Genomic DNA, 15682 nt, shown 5'->3' on the forward strand with positions numbered 1-15682 from the left:
GCGCGGCGCTGAGGTCTTTGAGCACGGGGGTATCCCCGGCGCGGGCGTGGGTGGCAAGGCTATAGCGGCCGTTTTCGCCGGTCAGCACCAGATCGGTAGGGCCGGGGCGGGCGCAGCCTTTGGCGCAGCCGCTGACGTGCAGGCGATTGACGACATGGGGGGCAAGGGCAAGGGCCAGCGCGCGGGTTTCCACGCTGGCCTGCGGGCAAAAGGGCGCGCCGGGGCAGGCATCGACCCGCAGCTCGGGCGCTTCGGGTGACCAGCTGAGACCGGCGCGGGGGCCGGGGCTCGCATCGAGCAACACGATGGTACGCCACGGGGTGAGGCGCAGGGCAGTGGCCTGCGAGTCGGTCAGCGCGCGGGCCAGATCGGCGGCGCGGATCTGACCAAAAGCGCAGCCCTGCACTGCGCCCAAGCTGTGCGGACCGGGGCGCAGCGAGATCGCGGCGCGGGGCGGGGGCGATGGTGCCCTCGGCCCAGCCGGGAAGCGGCGCGCTGTGGCGGGCCATGCGCCCGGCCTGCAGGCCGCCGCTGTCGACAAACCAGTGGCACAGGCGGATCAGCGGGTCGATTTCGCTGCCCGGCATCAGGGCAAGACCCAGCGCGCGACCGTCTGCGCGCAGGATCAGCCGGCGGTCGCTGCCGCGCTCGATGCGGAAATCGGCGGAGGTGTCGCGCAGCACGGGGCCAGAGCCCGCGTCGATGGCGAAGCCCATCTTGGGCGGCAGGACAGGCAGTTCCGCCAGCCGGGCCAGCAGTTCCAGCGTCAGGCGGTGGGTGTCGTCCTGCGCGGTCCATGTCGGGGCAACAACGATGTTGCGGCGCGTCTCGGTGTCGGCATCTGCGTCGAGCAGGCCCAGCGACTCAAGATCAGCCATCAGCGCGGGCCATGCGGTCTCACTCACGCCCCGGATCTGCACATTCGCGCGGTTGGTGACGTCGAGCAGCCCCGCGCCGTGGGTTTCAGCCGCCGCGCACAGGCCCAGCGCCTGAGCCAAGGAGAACTCGCCCAGCCGCGGCCGCACGCGGACGACATAGCCATCGCCCGACATCATCGGGCGATGCGCGCCCGGGCACCAGCCTTTGATGTCATAACTCATGGGTTCAGCCCCGCCAGAATGGAGTTCCTGCGTGTGACCCACAGACCCGCCGCATGCAAGGCGGCAAAGCGGGCCTCCATCGCGGCCAGCGCCTGCGGGTTCTCGGCTTGCAAAAAGGCGCGGACGTCTTCGCGACCCAAAGTCGCCTCGTGGTAGAGGTCGATCAGCTGCGGCGGCACGGCAGCGGCGAGATGGGCGAACGCGCCGAGGTGGTCGAGCGTCGCGGCAATTTCAGCCCCGCCGCGAAAGCCGTGGTTCATCATGCCGTCCACCCAGACCGGGTTGGCGGCACGGGCGCGCACGACGCGGGCGATTTCCTCGGTCAGCGAGCGCGCACGGGGGTTGGCGGGGTCGCGGGCGTCGAGGTGGTAGAGCGCGGCGCTGCCGCCGGTGATCGCTTGTGCTGCGGCAAAGCCCGCCTCATGCGCGGCATAATCGGCGGCGAGCAGCAGGTCGGTTTCGGGCAGGTCTTGCAGGTGGACAAAGGCATCCGCCTGCGCGACGCGGGCGGCGATGCCAGTGCTGTCGCTGCCGTCGAGCGCGTGGGACGAGGCCTTGAGCCACGCCTCGCCCGCCGCGTGCCGGGCCTCATCGGTGTAGGTCTCGGGCGCGTCGCCCATGCCCAGCCCGTAGGTGCCGGGCGCGGGGCCATAGACGCGGGCCAGATCGTCGCGGCCGGCGTAGGGGTTCCAGTCGGGGGCCTCGTCGCGCGCGGCCAGCGCGCGGATCGCCTGACCGTAGAGCGCCGAAAGGTCGGGGAACACGTCGCGGAACAGGCCCGAGACGCGCAGGGTGACGTCCAGCCGGGGGCGGTCGAGTTCGGCGATGGGCAGGATTTCCACGCCGTTGACTCGGCCCGAGCCTTCATCCCACACCGGTTTCACGCCCAGAAGATGCAGCGCCATGGCGAATTCCTCGCCCGCCGTGCGCATTGTCGCGGACCCCCACAGATCCACCACCAGCCCGCGCGGATAATCGCCGTGATCCTGCAAATGGCGGCGCACCAGTTCTTCGGCCAGTGTCACGCCCTGCGCATAAGCGGCGCGGGTCGGCACGGCGCGGGGGTCGGTGGTGAAGAGGTTGCGGCCAGTCGGCAGCACGTCCTTGCGCCCGCGCCACGGGCTGCCCGAGGGGCCGGGGGGCACGAAACGCCCGCTGAGCGCGGCCCGCAGGCCAGCGCGCTCGGATGCACCGTGATCGCCGGTGCCGAAGATATGCAGCCCCTCGCCGAACTGGCTTTCCTTCACATCGCAGACAAAGCGGTCGATGCGCGTGATCGCCTCGGCCAAGGAGGTCGCGCGGGTCAGGCCCAGCTCGTCCTCAAGCCCCAGCGCCTGCGCCTCGGTGCGGATCGAGGCTTGCAGCCGGTCGCGGCGCGCCGGGTCCAGACCGTCGGCGTTGGAGAATTCATCGAGCAACGCCTCCAGCTGCGCCATCCCCGCGCCCTGCTCGGCCACGGCCATCGGCGGCGGGACGTGGCCAAGGGTCACGGCACCGATCCGGCGCTTGGCCTGCGCGGCCTCGCCGGGGTCGTTGACGATGAACGGATAGATCACGGGCAGGCCGCGGGTCAGCGCCTCGGGCCAGCAGGCGTCGGACAGGGCAACGGATTTGCCCGGCAGCCATTCCAGCGTGCCATGCGCGCCGATATGCACCAGCGCGTCGGCCTGCTGCTTGAGCCAGAGGTAGAAGGCGACATAGGCGTGGCGCGGGACGCGGGCGACATCGTGGTAATCGGCGTCGCGGGCGGTGACGATGCCGCGCTCGGGCTGCAGGGCGATCAGGGCGTTTCCAGCGCGCAGGGCGGCGAAATGGAAGGCGCCGTCGACCAGGCTGTCGTCATCATCGGGGTCGCCCCACGCCAGATGGATCGCCTGTTGCAGCTTTTGCGGCAGCTTCGCCAGCGCGAGGCGGTAATCGAAGAGGGACCACTCGATGCGGGCGGTTTCCAGCGCGCGGGGATCGGCGGCGTCGATGGCGTAGCCCTGCGCACTCAGGTCTTGCAGGATCGCGCGGGTGCTTTCCAGCGCGTCGAGGCCGACGGCATGCGCCATCTGCCAGCCCTTGCCCGGATAGGTGCTGAGCACCAGCGCGGGGCGGCGATGGTGCGGCGCGGTCTGGCCCAGCGCGATCCAGCCGGTGACACGCGCCACCAGTGCCGCGATGCGCGGGGCCTCGGCGCGGTGCTGGACGCGGGCGAATTGCAGATCGGGGTCAGGGTCGGTCGCGTCCTTGAAGCTGACGACGCTGCCGAACAGCCGCCCGTCCACCTCGGGCAGAACCACATGCATGGCCAGATCGGCGGGCGACAAGCCGCGCTCGCCACTCTCCCAACCCTGACGCGGGTTGGTGGCCAGCGCGACCTGAAACACCGGCACCCCGGCGGCCTCAAGTGGTGTGCCGCCCTCACCCTGCGCGCTGAAGGCGGTGGCGTTGATCACCGCGACCGGGGCCAGCGCCTTGACCCAGCGCGCCAGCCAGCCGCGCGCTTGCGGGGCTTTGAGGGAAGGCGCGAACAGGCCGATCACGTCATAGCCCTGCGCCTCGAACGCCTGCGCGATGGCTTCCAGCGGCTCGGTATCGGCGGCGGTCAGATAGGCGCGGTAGAAGGTAAGGACGATCCGCGGGCGGGTGCCGAAGGACAGCGCGGCGGGGCAGTGCAGACCCTGCGCGGTCCAGCCGCCAACCTCGGGCAGCGCCCGGACGCCGCGCACGGGCGGCGCATAGAGACCACATGCCAGCGCGAATTGTTGCAGGGCCGCTTGCGCGGCCACCGCGCCGCCCTGATCGCACAGATGCTGCAACCGGCGCAGAGTGGACACCGGCAGCGTGCTGATCTCATCCAGACGCGGATCGGGGCGACCATCGGCGGGCAACACGGCCAGCGCGATGCCGTGGCGCGAGGCCAGCGCCTGCACCTGCTGCAACCCATAGGACCAATAGGGCACCCCACCGATCAGCCGGATCAGGATGCCTTTGGCCCCCTGCAAAGTGCTGTCGACATAGGTATCGACCGAGAGCGGATGCTTGAGCGCCGCCAGATTGGCCAGCCGCAGCGAGGGCAGGTTTCCACCCGCGCGCCGCCACCCCGCCGCGAAAGCGCCAAGGTCAGAGTCCGAGAACGACAGCACCACAAGATCACCGGGCGTCTGGCCCAGATCCTGCGGCGTGGCGCTTTCCTCCAGCCCGTGACTTTCGCGGAAGATGACGTGCATCGCGGTGTCAGACCCCCAGCGCGGCCTTGATGGCAGCGGCGTCGATGCGGTCATGTTCGGCGATGACCACCAGCTGCGTGACGCGCGGCTCACCGGCTTTCCACGGGCGGTCGAACTGGTGACGCACCCGCGCCCCCACCGCCTGCACCAGCGCGCGCATCGGCTTGCCAGCGACGGCAACGTAGCCTTTGACGCGCAGGATATCGAGATCGCGGGCCATCGCCTCGATCTTCACGGCCAGCGCGGGCAGATCGGCAATCTCGCCCATCTCGACCACAACCGTGTCGAAATCATCATGCTCGTGGTCGTCATGGCCATCGTGATGCGAGGGGCGGGCGGCCAGATCATCCTCGGCGGCGGCATTGAGGCCCAGAATGACGCGGGCATCGACGATGCCCTCGGTCACCTCGACCACCGGCAGCGGGCGCGGGGCCTCGGCGGCGATCACCGCGCGGGCTTTGGCGACGCCCTCGGGACCGGCCAGATCGGCCTTGGTCAGCAAGATGACATCGGCGCAGGAGATCTGATCCTCGAACACCTCGCTCAAGGGCGTTTCATGGTCGATGCTGTCGTCGGCGGCGCGCTGGGCCTCGACCGCGGCCAGATCGGGGGCGAAACGACCCGCGGCAACAGCCTCGGCATCGGCCAGCGCGATCACGCCATCGACGGTGATGCGCGAGCGGATCGCGGGCCAGTCGAAGGCCTTGAGCAGGGGCTTGGGCAGAGCCAGACCCGAGGTTTCGATCAGGATGTGATCGGGCGGCGGGGTCATGGCCAGCAAGGCCTCGACCGTGGGCACGAAATCATCGGCGACGGTGCAGCAGATGCAGCCATTCGACAGCTCGACGATGTTCTCCGCCGGACAATCGGGGATCGCGCAGGATTTCAGGATCTCGCCATCAACGCCCAAAGTGCCGAACTCATTGACCACCACGGCCAGACGCAGACCGCCCGCGTTGCGGATCAGATGCGAAATCAGCGTGGTCTTGCCTGACCCGAGAAAGCCGGTGATGACGGTGACGGGGGTTTTGTTCAGCGTGGACATTCAGGCCTCCAGAGGGGGAATTCGGGCAATGCAGTTCTTGCGGAAATGCTCGGGGCGTTCGCGCCAGGGCACCAGCCCATCGGCGCTGGCGTGGTATTTGGCGGCACCCTCGGCGACGGTGTCGGCCTGCTCGGGCGCGAGATTGCCGTAGATATAGGTCCACCGACCGGGCGCGCGCAGGGCGACGGTGCAGCCGCGCGAGCAGTTGGACAGACACTCGGTCTGGCGCAGGGTGATGCCCTCGGGCAACTGACCCGCCAGGGCATCGGCCAGTTGCTGGCCGGGGCGGGGCGCATCGGGGTTCATCCCCTCACGCTTGCAGGTCACGCAGACCAAAAGTTCGACCGTCTCGGCCATCATGCTCCTTTGCGGGGTATGCGGGGGCGGCAGGCCGAACCCGTCGCCAGAACACCCCGTCCGGCTGGTATCGTCACGGCTGGCAGGTCTCCCGGCTTGCGAAGTTCGGGGATCTGGCCCCCGGCGGCGGCCCGCCTTCCCGGCGCAAAGGCCAGTGGCATTGGGCAACCTCTTCGGTCACGGTCGCGGGGGCGGCTGCGCTTTGGGGTTGACCCCCGGACGCATTCCCTTTTCACCTGTCAGATGACAGGCACCAGCCCGCTGGACATGCGCTGCGGGGACAAACGAGTCAAGCAAGGAAGCGACCGGATGAACAGCGAGGGCGACGGCGAGGCCGATAAACACAAGGCGAAGATGCAAAAGATCAAGGCGGCGCGCGACCGGATGAATGAAGACCGGCAGGGCGAGAAGGGCCTGATCATCGTCCATACGGGACCGGGCAAGGGGAAATCTTCGTCCGGGTTCGGCATGATCCTGCGCTCTATCGCGCATGGGATGCCCTGCGCGGTGGTGCAGTTCATCAAGGGCGCCTGGGATACCGGTGAGCGGCGGCTGCTGACCGAGCATTTCGGCGGGTTGTGCCAGTTTTATGCGATGGGCGAGGGCTTCACCTGGGAAACGCAGGACAAGGCCCGAGACATCGCGGCGGCCCAGCGCGGGTGGGAGAAAGCGAAAGAGCTGATCCGCGACCCTTCGGTGCAGATGGTGCTGCTGGACGAGATCAACATCGCGCTGCGGTATGAGTATCTGGATCTGGCCGAGGTTGTGGCGTTTCTGCGCGATGAGAAGCCCTTCATGACCCATGTGGTGCTGACCGGGCGCAACGCGAAACCCGAGTTGATCGAGATCGCCGATCTGGTGACGGAAATGGCGGTGGTCAAACACCCGTTCCGCGCCGGGATCAAGGCGCAGGCGGGCGTTGAATTCTGAAGTTTTTCGCCCTGTGGGCGACCGGGCAAGGGGGCGTCGCCCCCTCTTGGCCTGACGGCCAATTCACCCCCCAGGATATTTAGGGCATAAAGTTGCAGGGTTAACGGATCGTTAAGGCCCAACTTTATGCGTCAAATATCCACGGGGGTTTCCAAAGGGGAGCGTGCTCCCCCTTTGGCGAGGGGGTTCGGGGGCGAGCAGCCCCCCGGTCGCCCGGCGTGTCACCAGGGTTCCGGCTGGTGAGAATAGCTGATGTAGAGCGGATGCTTGGGATGCCCCGCAAGGCTGAGGCCGAGGTGCCAGAGCGGCTTGCCGGTCCCGCGCAGCAGCGCCTCCACCTGCGCGCCGCGCGCCAGATGGGCGCCGTGGGTGCCCCAGGCGCAGACGACTGTATCCGCCCAGGCGGCGCTTTCGGCGATGGCTGCGTCATTGCCCGGGCCGACCGGATCGTCCTGCGCCCGCATCACCTTCGGGTCCGTCGCGCGGTAGGCGAAGATGTTGCACACCCGGAACGCACCAAAGCCCAGCGCGCGCGCGCGGCGCTCGCAGCGCTCGACGGTGGGGTCATTCTGCACCTCGGTCGCGGTGGAAGGGTTGAGCATCACAAAGAGCACACGCCGCCCCTCTGGCGCCCAAGTCCGGGTCAGGGTGTAGCGGAATTTCTCGCAGGGCGAGTAGACGGCGGTTGAGGGCGCATCGCCCTTGGTATGCGTGCGGGTGATCATGCGACGTTCATAGCGCAGCCCGGCGCCGGGCCGCCAGTCCCCGCTGAAAGGGGTTTCGGTTGCGCCGCCGCGCGGCTAAGTTCGCCGCCTGTTCCCCGATGAAAGGCCCGCCTCCGTGACCCTTCCCGCCGACTTGCGCATTCCCCGTCAGATCGCCACTGAGATTGGCGCCCGCCCCGAGCAGGTCTCGGCCGCCGTGGCGCTGCTGGATGAGGGCGCGACGGTGCCTTTCGTGGCGCGCTATCGCAAGGAGGCCACTGGCGGGCTGGACGACACGCAGCTGCGCAATCTGGCGGAACGGCTGTCCTATCTGCGCGAGATGGAGGCGCGGCGGGCGGTGATTTTTGAGTCGATCAGCACGCAGGGCAAGATGACCGACGCGCTGGCCAGGGCGATCACCGGGGCCGAAACGAAATCGGTGCTCGAAGACCTCTACCTGCCGTTCAAGCCCAAGCGCCGCACCAAGGCGATGATCGCGCGTGAGAACGGGCTGGAGCCTTTGGCCGAGGCGATTCTTGCCGACCGCGTCGCTGACCCTGAGGTCTTGGCGGCGGGGTATCTGTCCGAGGCTGTGGCCGATCCCAAGGCCGCACTTGAGGGCGCGCGCGAGATCATTGCCGAGGGGCTGGTCGAGGATGCCGCGCTGAAAGCCCAGTTGCGGGCCTACATGGCGCAGGCGGCGTTTCTGTCGTCCGAGGTCTTGCCGGGCAAGGAAAACGAGGGCGCGAAGTTCTCGGATTATTTCGCGCACTCCGAGCTGCTCTCAGGCGTGCCCAGCCACCGCGCGCTGGCGATGTTCCGGGGGCGCAATGAGGGGTTCCTCGCGCTCGATCTGAAGGTCGAGCCGGAAGCCACGCCCGGCGAGTCGCGGGCCGAGCAGATGGTGAAAACCGCGCTCAACATCGGCCGGGCGGGCAAGGGTGACGTCTGGCTGGACAAGCTGGCCGGCTGGGTCTGGCGCATCAAGCTGAAGCTGTCCCTGACCATCGACCTGATGACCGACCTGCGCGAAAAATCCGAAACCGAGGCAATCCGCGTCTTTGCGCGCAACCTCAAGGATTTGCTGCTGGCCGCTCCTGCCGGAGCCAAGGCCACGATGGGGCTGGATCCGGGCATCCGTACCGGGGTCAAGGTGGCCGTGGTCGACGCAACCGGCAAGGTACTGGACCATGCCACGGTCTATCCCTTCCAGCCGCGTCTGGATGTGCAGGGGACACTGGCCGTGCTGGGGGCGCTGATCCGCAAGCACAACGTCGGGCTGATCGCCATCGGCAACGGCACCGCCAGCCGCGAAACCGATGCGCTGGCGGCGGAACTGTTGACGAAACTGCCCAGCCCGCGCCCGGTCAAGGTGGTGGTGTCTGAGGCGGGGGCTTCGGTCTACTCCGCCTCTGAACTGGCGGCGCGCGAATTCCCCGATCTGGATGTGTCGATCCGTGGGGCCGTGTCGATTGCCCGCCGTTTGCAGGATCCGCTGGCCGAGTTGGTAAAGATCGAGCCCAAGGCGATCGGCGTCGGCCAGTATCAGCACGACGTGAACCAGTCGGCGCTGGGCAAGGCGCTGGATGGCGTGGTCGAAGATGCGGTGAACGCAGTCGGGGTTGAGCTGAACACGGCCTCGGCGCCGCTGCTGGCGCGCGTCTCAGGACTGGGGCCGGGGCTGGCCGAGGCTGTTGTGGCGCACCGGGACGCGAACGGGCCCTTTGCCAAGCGGCGCGATCTGCTCAAGGTGGCGCGGCTGGGGCCGAAGGCCTTCGAGCAGGCGGCGGGATTCCTGCGCATTCAGGGTGGGGCAGAGCCGCTCGATGCCTCGTCCGTGCACCCGGAAGCCTATGATTTGGCGCGCAGAATCGTCAAATCGGTGGGCAAGGATGTGGCCACGCTGATGAAAGACCCTGCGCCGCTGCGGCGGCTTGAGCCGCGCGATTTTACCGATGAGAAATTCGGCCTGCCGACGGTCAAGGACATCCTGTCCGAGCTGGAAAAGCCCGGCCGTGACCCGCGCCCTGAGTTCAAGACGGCCACCTTCGCCGAGGGTGTCAACGAGATCCGCGATCTGAAACCGGGGATGCGGCTGGAGGGCACGGTGACCAACGTCGCGGCCTTCGGTGCCTTCGTTGATGTGGGCGTGCATCAGGACGGGTTGGTGCATGTCAGCCAGCTGGCTGACCGCTTTGTCAAAGACCCGCATGAGGTGGTCAAGGCGGGCGGCGTCGTCAGCGTGCGGGTGGTCGAGGTCGACGTGGCGCGCAAGCGCATCGGCCTGACCATGCGCAAGGACAACGCGGGGGCCGAGGACCGCCCCGCGCGCGACCAGCGCGGTGACCAGCGGGGCAAGGGCGGCGGGAAGCCGATCCATGGCGGCAGTGCCAGCCCGCCCAAGCGCGCGGACTCAACCGGAGCGTTTGGGGCCGCGCTGCTGGACGCGATGAAGAAGCGCTGAGTCGGCGCGGGAGTCTGGGCTGAATCGGCCACAGGTGAAAATCGTTATAGATTCGTGACTTGCCCGAATCCCCGGCTTGGGTCTTGATCGGCCCATAGCTCGGGGGGCATGAATTTATGGCGCAGTCTGCGGCCCAGAAACGAGATCTGGGGCTGGTGGTGGTTCGATTGGGCCAGCCAACCCTACAACACTTTGCTGATCACCTTCATCTTCGGCCCATATGTGGTTGGGATCGTCGGTGACGGCTCTCGCGCGCAGGCCATCTGGGGCTATGGGATCGGCTTTGCCGGTATCCTGCTGGCCCTGCTGGCACCCCTGCTGGGGGCGATCGCGGACAAGAGCGGGCGCCGGATGGGGTTCATCTGGTTTTTCTCCATCCTCTATGTGATCGGGGCCTGGGGCGTGTGGTTTTCCGCGCCTGACAGCTTCAACATCTGGCAGGTGATGCTGTTCTTCTGCATCGGTCTGGTGGGCATGGAGTTCGCCACGATCTTCACCAACGCCATGCTGCCCGACCTCGCCCCGCGTGAGGAATTGGGCAAGGTGTCAGGCTCGGGCTGGGCGTGGGGTTATGTCGGCGGGCTGATCAGCCTGATCCTGATGCTGACGTTGCTGGCCGAGGGGGACACCGGCAAGACGCTGATCGGCATCGACCCGCTTTTCGGTCTGGATGCCGCGGCGCGCGAGGGCACGCGCTCGGTCGGGCCGCTGACGGCGATCTGGTATATCGTGTTCATGATCCCGTTCTTTCTGTGGGTGCGTGAGCCCAAGAAACCCGGCGCGGTGAGCATTGGCGCGGCGATTTCTGGCGCTTGGCCGGAACTTAAGGCGACGTTGGCGAGTTTGCCCAAGAACCGCAGCCTGTTTGCCTTTTTGGGATCCTCGATGCTTTACCGTGACGCGCTCAACGGCGTTTACACCTTTGGCGGCATTTATGCCGCCGGTGTGCTCGGCTGGAGCGTGGTGAGCGTCGGCATCTTCGGCATTCTGGCCGCAACGACCGGTGCGGTGTTCGCGTGGCTGGGCGGCAAGGCGGACAGCCGTTGGGGTCCGAAACCGGTGATCCTGTTCAACGTGATCGTCCTGGCGGTGGTCGCGCTGGCGATTGTGTTTGTCTCGCGGACCTCGGTCTTTGGCGTCGCTGTCGGGCCTGAGTCGAACCTGCCGGATATCTCCTTCTACATCTTGGGCGCGATCATCGGCGCTGGCGGTGGTTCGCTGCAATCGGCCAGCCGCACGATGATGGTGCGCCAAGGGGATGAAGAAAAGATGACCGAGGGTTTTGGCCTTTATGCCCTGTCGGGGAAAGCCACCGCCTTTCTGGCACCGCTGTCGATCGGCATCGTCACCGACATCACGGGCAGCCAGCAATACGGCATCCTGCCGGTGGCGGCACTGTTCTGTATCGGGCTGATTTTGCTGCTGTTTGTTAATCCTGAAGGCTCGAAGAGGGTGTTGGCATGAAGAAACTGGGTCTGGTTCTGGGGGGTCTGGTTCTGGCGGCCTGTGCGAGCACGGCGGTTGTCGACTCAGCCCTCAGCCAGTCGCTGGCCAACCAGTTGTTCGGCGCAGCATCGCGCGGGACCAGTGAACCGGCCCAGACCTATGGATCCTATGCGCGCGGCTGTGCCGACGGGCTGGTGCAATTGCCGGAAACAGGGCCGACCTGGCAGGCGATGCGTCTGTCGCGCAATCGCAACTGGGGTCACCCCCAGATGATTGATTTCCTTGAGGGGCTGAGCCGTCAGGCCGTGCAGATCGGCTGGCGGGGGCTCTATGTCGGGGATATCAGCCAGCCGCGTGGCGGGCCGATGACCTCGGGCCATGCCAGCCACCAGATGGGGCTGGACGCCGATATCTGGATGCTGCCGCCCGAAAGCCTGACCCTGAGCCGGGGTGAGCGCGAAAACATCAGCTCGGTGTCCGTGCGGACCGAGGATCAGCGCGGGCTGACCAGCCACTGGACCCCGCGCCATGCTGCCCTGCTGCGCGCTGCGGCCAGCGATCCGCGTGTGGACCGGGTGTTCGTCGCGGCGGCGGTCAAGATCGAGATGTGCCGCACCGCCACGCCCGAGGATACGGCGTGGCTGCAACGTATTCGCCCCATCGCGGGGCATAATTATCATTTCCATGTCCGGCTGCGCTGCCCAGCCGGATCGCCGCACTGCGAGACGCAAAGCCCGACCGTGGCCGAGCTTTCAAACGGCGGCAATGGCTGTGATGACAGCCTGAGATGGTGGGTGACTGATTACCTGAACCCGCCGCGCACCACGGGTCGCCCCGCGCAACCAACGGAACCGGCACCGCCCCGGCGTCGCCATCCGCGCGAATTCATCATGGCCGACCTCCCACGCCAATGTTCGGAAGTTGTACAACGATGAATGCTGCCAAATCATTAGTCGCTGCTCTCCTGGCGCTTGCCGCATTGCTGCCCGCTGCCGCAAGCGCCCAACCTGCCACCTATTTCGCCGGGGTCGTTCAACACCCGGCGACGAATATCCCGCCTGTTCAAGTCGTTGCGCGCTACACCCTGCCGCTGATGTCGGGGGGCATCAATGACTTTTCGGGGATCGCGACGCGGGACGGCGTGGAGATCTACCTGCTGTCCGACCACGGCTTTATCGCCACGGGCCGGTTGCAACGCGGCTATGGCCAGCAGATCACCGGCTTTCAGCTGCGTCAGGTCGCCGTTCTGAACGACGACCAGAACCGCCCGCTGACCGGCTCGTTGCACGATTCCGAAGGGATCACCCTCGGGCCGGATGGCTCAATCTATGTGTCCTTCGAACAGCACAACCGCGTGCTGCGCTATCGCCGCCTTGGCGGTCCGGGCGAGGATCTGGGCGCACACCGCGACTTTTCGCGCCTGCGGGCCGGGCGCGGGCTGGAAGCGCTGGCGATTGCCGGTGACGGGGCGATCTATGCGATCCCCGAGCGTCCGGCGCGGGCGACCTATGGCTTTCCGTCCTACCGGCTGCGCGCCGGTGTCTGGGATGGGTCGTTCCGTCTGCCCGAGGATGGCGCATTCCTGCCGGTCGGCGCTGACTTTGGCCCTGATGGCCAGCTCTATGTCCTTGAGCGCGAGTATGCCGCGCGTGGCTTTCGCAGTCAGGTCCGTCGCTTCGCCATCCGGGGGCGCGCGATCAGCGAGCCGCAGGTGGTGATGCGCTCGGAATATGGCCAGTTCGGCAATCTTGAAGGCTTGAGTGTCTTTCGCGACTGGAATGGTCGTACCCGCATGCTGATGGTCGCCGATGATGACCTGCATCCCGACCGCAGCGAACTGGTCGATCTGGTGCTGAACCGCTGAGGTGATTGCATCCGGGGCCGGGGGATCCTACCTGAAGAGGGTGTATCGCAAGAGGGCAACCCGTGACCGAGACGCAGCGCAACCTTGAGCCGGCCGTGCCGGTGATCTGGCTTCTGGGCAAGACCGGCGCAGGCAAGACCTCGCTGGTGCGCGCCCTGACGGGGGCGGGTGAGGTCGGCAACGGGTTCGAGCCGGGCACGCGCGGCGCGGCGGTCCATGACTTCCCGCCGCAAGCCGCCGCCGTGCGCTTTCTGGACACGCGAGGCTTGGGCGAGACAGGCTATGACGCCACGCCTGATCTTGAGCGGGCAGGCAGGACGGCGCAGGCGATCCTGGCGGTGATCCGGCTGGATGATCCGGTGCAAGCGCCGGTGGCCGAGGTTTTGCGCGACACCAATCTGCCGGTGCTTCTGGTCTTTACCGGGGCCGATCTGGTGACGGAGCCCGGCGCGCAGGTCCGTGCCCGGGCGCATGTCACGTCGTTGATCGGGCGCGAGTTTCCCAGCGTGACCATGGCGCTGCCCGCCGACGGGCTGGTGGTGGGCATCGAGGCGTTGCTTGATGCGCTTGACAGCTTCATGCCCCGTGCCGCCGCGATCCTGCGCCGGGCCGAAGAGGCGCGCGTTTTCGCCAAGAACCGCCCGCTGGTGCTGCGCTATGCCGCGATGGCCGGGGCGTCGGACGTGGTGCCGCTGACGGGCCTTGCCACGGTGCCCGCAGCCCAAGGCGCGATGCTGCATGCCCTTGCACGCAAATACGATGTCGAACTCACACCGGCGCGGATGGGCCTGCTGGCCTCGGCGCTTGGCACCGGGGCGCTGGTGCGCATGGCCACGGGCATGGCGCTGCGGCAGGGGGCCAAGCTGATCCCGGTCTTTGGCCAGACGCTGGGCGCTGCAGCGGCGGCGGGCACCAGTTTCGCCACGACCTATGCGCTGGGCCGCGCGGCCTCGGCCTGGCTCCACGGGCTGTCGCGGGGTGCGGCACCGGACAGCGCGACCTTGCGCAGCCTTTATGATCAGGCGCTGAAAGGCGCGAAACATGCGGCTGACTGACCGCCTGCGCCACACGCTGTTGCGCTGGGACCGGCTGGGATTGGCGGCGATTCTGGCGCTGCCACTGACGATTTCCATGCTGCTGGGCTTTTTGTGGCTGAACGAACACGGTTACCTGTTGTGGTTCGCGCTGGGCACCGCCGGGTTCTATGCCGTCTTTCGCGTGGCTGTCGGGCTGGCCCGCTGGCGCACCCGCGTTGCCGGGGAACGCGAGCCGCGCGAGCTGGAGGGGCCAAAGGCCGACCCCGAATGGTCCCCCGCCGAAAAGGCCGCGTTCGAGCGTGCCCGCGCCCGCATCGACACCCGCCTGAAAGAGCCGATCCCGTGGGCCACCCTGCCGACCGAGGCGCTGACGGTGGTGGAAGAAGTTGCCACCGACATGTCCAATGGCCAGCGCAGCGCGCTGGATTTCACCCTGCCCGAGGCGCTGTTGCTGATTGATCAGGTGGCGCTGCGGTATCGGGCGTTCCTGCTTGAAAGCATCCCCTATTCCGACCGGCTGTCGGTGCGCACCATGCATTGGCTGTGGCGCAAGCAGGACGCGGCGCTGACGGCGTGGGAGACCGGGTTTCTGGCGTGGCGCGGGGTGCGGCTGTTGCTCAACCCCGCCGTCGGGTTGCTGCGCGAGGCCGAGCGGGTGCTGGCCACCGGGCTGCAGGACCGCCTGACCGAGAAATTCCGCCGCGACGCGCAGGCGATCCTGCTGGAAGAGGCGGCGCAGGCAGCGGTTGATCTGTTCTCGGGGCGGCTCAAGGTCAGCGAAGCCGATCTCAGCCGCCACGGCGCGCGGGTGATCGTGCCCGATGCCGCGCCCGAGGGGGCGGTGCAGATTGTCGTCGTCGGCCAGATTTCAGCCGGGAAATCGACGCTGGTCAATGCGCTGCTGGGCGAGGACGCGACCGAGACCGACGCTGCGCCGACCACCGACACCGCTGCCGGGCACGCGCTGGACAGCGGCGTGCGGGTGATCGACACACCGGGGCTGGATGGCACCGACAAGGTGGCCCGGGCGATTGCCGCGCAGATGGTGACGGCCGATCTGGTGTTGTGGGTGCACCGGGCGAACAGGCCGGGGCGCGCGGCGGATGTGGGGCTGATGGCCGCGTTTCAGGCCGCGATGGCGCGCGATCCGGCGCGGCGGCACCCGCCGGTGGTGCATGTCGCCAACGCCTCGGACCTGTTGCTGCCGGGTTGGCCACGGCCAGAGAACACGCTCACCGCTGAGGATAAGGCCCGCCTGCGCGCCGCCACCGATGCGATTGCCCGCGACATGGGCGGGGCCGAGGTGATCCCGATCCGCGCCGAAGCGCCCGAGTGGAACATCGACGCGCTGAACGCCGCCATCGACGCGGTGCTGCCCGAGGCGCGCATGACCCGGCGCAACCGTCTGCGGCTGGAGGCCTCGCGCAGCGAGGGGTTGCGTGGCAATATCGCCCGCGCCGGACGCGGGGTGAGCGCGGTGGCCAAGGCGCTGGGCAGCCGCTGGCGGCGCTGAGCCGCGC

General features: G+C 67.7%; 12 protein-coding genes and 1 riboswitch. Of the genes, 7 read left to right on the plus strand and 5 right to left on the minus strand.

Features of this window, described 5'->3' with window-relative positions; genetic code table 11:
• Positions 1-59: 59 nt before the first annotated feature.
• From OKW52_RS04080 to OKW52_RS04095, 4 genes are read right to left on the minus strand one after another with little or no spacing between them, the layout of a single operon-like run.
• The gene (locus OKW52_RS04080) at positions 60-1100 is read right to left on the minus strand and encodes a hypothetical protein (protein WP_264504574.1); all 1041 of its coding nucleotides are present in this window, start codon (positions 1098-1100) and stop codon (positions 60-62) included.
• Positions 1097-4315: a cobaltochelatase subunit CobN gene (cobN, locus tag OKW52_RS04085; RefSeq protein WP_264504575.1), complete on the minus strand. Its 3219-nt coding sequence runs from the start codon at positions 4313-4315 to the stop codon at positions 1097-1099. Before cobN ends, OKW52_RS04080 begins: the two co-directional genes overlap by 4 nt.
• Before the next feature lie 7 nt (positions 4316-4322).
• Positions 4323-5360, minus strand: a complete 1038-nt coding sequence (gene cobW, locus OKW52_RS04090) for a cobalamin biosynthesis protein CobW (protein WP_127110728.1) — start codon at positions 5358-5360, stop codon at positions 4323-4325.
• A complete protein-coding gene (locus OKW52_RS04095; RefSeq protein WP_264504576.1) occupies positions 5361-5717 on the minus strand; it encodes a DUF1636 domain-containing protein in 357 nt (118 codons plus the stop codon).
• A 64-nt stretch (positions 5718-5781) separates the two neighbouring features.
• Positions 5782-5990: riboswitch (cobalamin riboswitch) on the minus strand.
• 36 nt (positions 5991-6026) lie between these two features.
• On the opposite strand from OKW52_RS04095, the gene cobO reads away from it, so the two are divergent.
• The gene (gene cobO, locus OKW52_RS04100; protein WP_264504577.1) at positions 6027-6647 is read left to right on the plus strand and encodes a cob(I)yrinic acid a,c-diamide adenosyltransferase; all 621 of its coding nucleotides are present in this window, start codon (positions 6027-6029) and stop codon (positions 6645-6647) included.
• A gap of 221 nt (positions 6648-6868) precedes the next feature.
• Here the strand turns inward: cobO and OKW52_RS04105 are convergent, their stop codons facing one another.
• Positions 6869-7372, minus strand: a complete 504-nt coding sequence (locus tag OKW52_RS04105) for a DUF1643 domain-containing protein (RefSeq protein ID WP_264504578.1) — start codon at positions 7370-7372, stop codon at positions 6869-6871.
• A gap of 115 nt (positions 7373-7487) precedes the next feature.
• Between OKW52_RS04105 and OKW52_RS04110 the strand changes: the two genes are divergently transcribed.
• The 6 genes from OKW52_RS04110 (at position 7488) to OKW52_RS04135 (ending at position 15675) form a co-directional block, all read left to right on the plus strand.
• Positions 7488-9815, plus strand: coding sequence for a Tex family protein (locus OKW52_RS04110; protein ID WP_264504579.1), 2328 nt, complete (start codon positions 7488-7490; stop codon positions 9813-9815).
• A gap of 108 nt (positions 9816-9923) precedes the next feature.
• Positions 9924-11279 carry an MFS transporter gene (locus OKW52_RS04115; protein ID WP_264504580.1) on the plus strand — a complete coding sequence of 452 codons (1356 nt, stop codon included), beginning with the start codon at positions 9924-9926 and terminating at the stop codon, positions 11277-11279.
• Complete coding sequence (gene mepA, locus OKW52_RS04120) at positions 11276-12196, plus strand: penicillin-insensitive murein endopeptidase (RefSeq protein ID WP_264504581.1); 921 nt, start codon at positions 11276-11278, stop codon at positions 12194-12196. The genes OKW52_RS04115 and mepA overlap by 4 nt, the downstream gene beginning before the upstream one ends.
• Positions 12193-13125 (plus strand): esterase-like activity of phytase family protein, encoded by a 933-nt coding sequence (locus OKW52_RS04125; protein WP_264504582.1) that lies wholly within the window; start codon positions 12193-12195, stop codon positions 13123-13125. The genes mepA and OKW52_RS04125 overlap by 4 nt, the downstream gene beginning before the upstream one ends.
• A gap of 62 nt (positions 13126-13187) precedes the next feature.
• Complete coding sequence (locus OKW52_RS04130) at positions 13188-14180, plus strand: GTPase (protein ID WP_264504583.1); 993 nt, start codon at positions 13188-13190, stop codon at positions 14178-14180.
• A complete protein-coding gene (locus OKW52_RS04135; protein ID WP_264504584.1) occupies positions 14167-15675 on the plus strand; it encodes a dynamin family protein in 1509 nt (502 codons plus the stop codon). Before OKW52_RS04130 ends, OKW52_RS04135 begins: the two co-directional genes overlap by 14 nt.
• The last annotated feature ends 7 nt before the right edge of the window (positions 15676-15682 follow it).

Source organism: Pararhodobacter zhoushanensis (assembly GCF_025949695.1).
Lineage (GTDB): Bacteria > Pseudomonadota > Alphaproteobacteria > Rhodobacterales > Rhodobacteraceae > Pararhodobacter > Pararhodobacter zhoushanensis_A.